1 protein-coding gene is annotated in these 240 nt (G+C 25.9%); it reads right to left on the bottom strand.

The genetic code is table 11. The features are described from left to right. Nucleotides 1-240: CRISPR-associated endonuclease Cas1 (cas1, locus tag G3997_RS04625; RefSeq protein ID WP_296648827.1), on the bottom strand; the 240-nt coding region annotated here is incomplete at both ends.

Genomic DNA, 240 nt, shown 5'->3' with positions numbered 1-240 from the left:
TAAACTAAATATAATTGGGTCAATTATCAATGGTTTAAAAATTTCAGCTATATCTAAACTAAGTGAAAATCTTTTTGCTGAAGGCTCATGTAAAAAACTTATAGTTGGATCTAATTGTGTTTTATATATTTCACTTAATACATTAGTGTACATAATACTGTTACCAAATGACATAAGTGCATTTACTGGGTCTTTTGRTGGTCTTTTTTCTCTCTTTTCAAATTCAAATCCATTTTTTAA

The organism is Romboutsia sp. 13368 (assembly GCF_018336475.1).
Lineage (GTDB): Bacteria > Bacillota > Clostridia > Peptostreptococcales > Peptostreptococcaceae > Romboutsia.
Note: the sequence above shows the minus strand (reverse complement) of the source record. Positions and strands in the feature narration are given on the sequence as shown.